This is a genomic window from Dysgonomonas termitidis (genome assembly GCF_042654545.1).
Lineage (GTDB): Bacteria > Bacteroidota > Bacteroidia > Bacteroidales > Dysgonomonadaceae > Dysgonomonas > Dysgonomonas termitidis.
Genome location: NZ_JBHSGN010000203.1, coordinates 1 through 1,828, shown reverse-complemented (window position 1 = coordinate 1,828; position 1,828 = coordinate 1). Strand labels below are relative to the sequence as shown.

1 protein-coding gene and 1 pseudogene are annotated in these 1,828 nt (G+C 46.8%); both read left to right on the top strand.

Annotation, left to right across the window (positions count from 1 at the left end; all coding sequences use genetic code 11):
- Positions 1-118 precede the first annotated feature (118 nt).
- Positions 119-1,702, top strand: coding sequence for an IS21 family transposase (gene istA, locus ACFO6W_RS26180; RefSeq protein WP_380002093.1), 1,584 nt, complete (start codon positions 119-121; stop codon positions 1,700-1,702).
- Positions 1,689-1,828, top strand: a pseudogene (locus ACFO6W_RS26175) (ATP-binding protein); the annotation flags it as partial. The gene istA and the pseudogene ACFO6W_RS26175, both read left to right, overlap by 14 nt.

Below are 1,828 nucleotides of genomic sequence, written 5' to 3'. Positions count from 1 at the left end.
ATATGTTTGACCCTTTTCGCCAAAATAAAAATGTCCCCTGTCGGAATATAAACCAACAGGGGATTTTTATGTAATTTAGATTTACCCTCCTGGTCGATGGGTTAAAACTAAAATTACTATGACAACAAAATTAGCAAACATTCTTCATTGCTATGCAATGGGGATGGGTATAAAAGGTATCAGCGCGACCTTTGAGCTATCCCGTAACACAGTGCGCAAGTATGTGCGTTTGTTTCAAGAGAGTGGTATGCCAATGGAGCAGCTTCAGTCCATGCCGGCGAAGCGCCTTGAGGAGATGTTTGGAAGCAGCGGTGAGAGGGAACGTACCCCTTCAGTGCGTCAGTTGGAACTGGAGGCGCTCTTACCTGAGTATGCCGCAAGACTTACACGCAAAGGAGTGACAGTAAAATCTTTGTATGAAGAGTACCGGCGAGAGCATCCGGGTGGATTCCGTCATGCAAGTTTCGGCGCGTACATACAACGTTATCGGCTTGTATCACGTCCGGTGGGTCACGTTGAGCATTACGCCGCAGACCAGCTGTATATTGATTTTGCGGGCGACCGTCTAGAGGTTGTTGATGAGCAAACAGGCGAAGTCAGATCCGTTGAAGTTTTTGTAGCCATCCTTCCTTGTAGCCACTATACCTACTGTGAGGCAGTCTGGTCGCAGAAGAAAGAAGACCTTATAAAAGCATGTGAGAATGCACTACACTTCTATGAGGGTGTGCCCTTTGCAATCGTCCCTGACAATTTGAAGTCGGCGGTAACTCGGAGCAATCGCAATGAGCCGGTTATTAACGAAGACTTTGCCGCTTTTGCCGAGCATTATGGTTGTAGTGTATATCCGGCACGTGTCAGGCACCCAAAAGACAAAGCCCTTGTAGAGAACGCTGTAAAACTGATGTACAAGTCTGTTTATACCGATCTCGAAGGTCTGATGTTCCATGATTTGGAATCACTCAATGCCTGCATTATCCAATCTCTAAGTCGTTTCAACGAGAGAAAACTTACCGGACGCAATCAGTCTCGCAGGCAGTTGTTTGAAGAGGTAGAAAAAGACTATCTACGAACTTTACCCTCTGTGCGGTATCAGATGAAGGAACGCAAATCTGTGACCGTGATGCGTAATAGCTATGTAACTCTCAAGAAGCATCATTACAGCGTGCCAAAGGAATATGTAGGCAAGCGTGTCGATATTGTTTACGATGCTGATACTCTCGATATCTTCTATGGCCTGCGGCTGGTAACAACCCACCAGCGTGATGACACTCCCTATGGCTACACTCGGAAGGAGGCACACAATCTTCCCGGTAGGCATGGTAGCTACGAAAAGGATCTGGACGAGGTTTTTGAACGAGCTACTCAGATAGATAATATCGTCTTGCTTTATCTCAAGGATGTAGCATCGCAGAAGAAATATATGCCTCAGGCCTTCCGCTCATGCAGAGGTATCCTAGCCTTGGAAAAGACCTTCGGACAGGACAGGCTTGTGGCGGCATGCGCCTGTGCTTCATTGATGCGCGTTTACGGATATCAAGATGTTATCGGTATCCTGAACCGGGGCGATGATGCAGACTTTCTGCCACAGGCTGATCAGGACTCGGACACCAACTTATCACTTCCGCACCACAAGAACATCCGTGGACGTGAATACTTCTCAAAATCAACAACAAAAACTAACAACAACAATGGAAACAAATAATAAAACCGCACCCGTTACTCAGGAGAAAGACCAAAATATCATTTCTCTGGATCTGATGAACCGTATGAAGCTGCATGGTATGGCTGCCGCCTTTAAGGAAAGCCTGCAGTCCACCGTTGCCGAGTC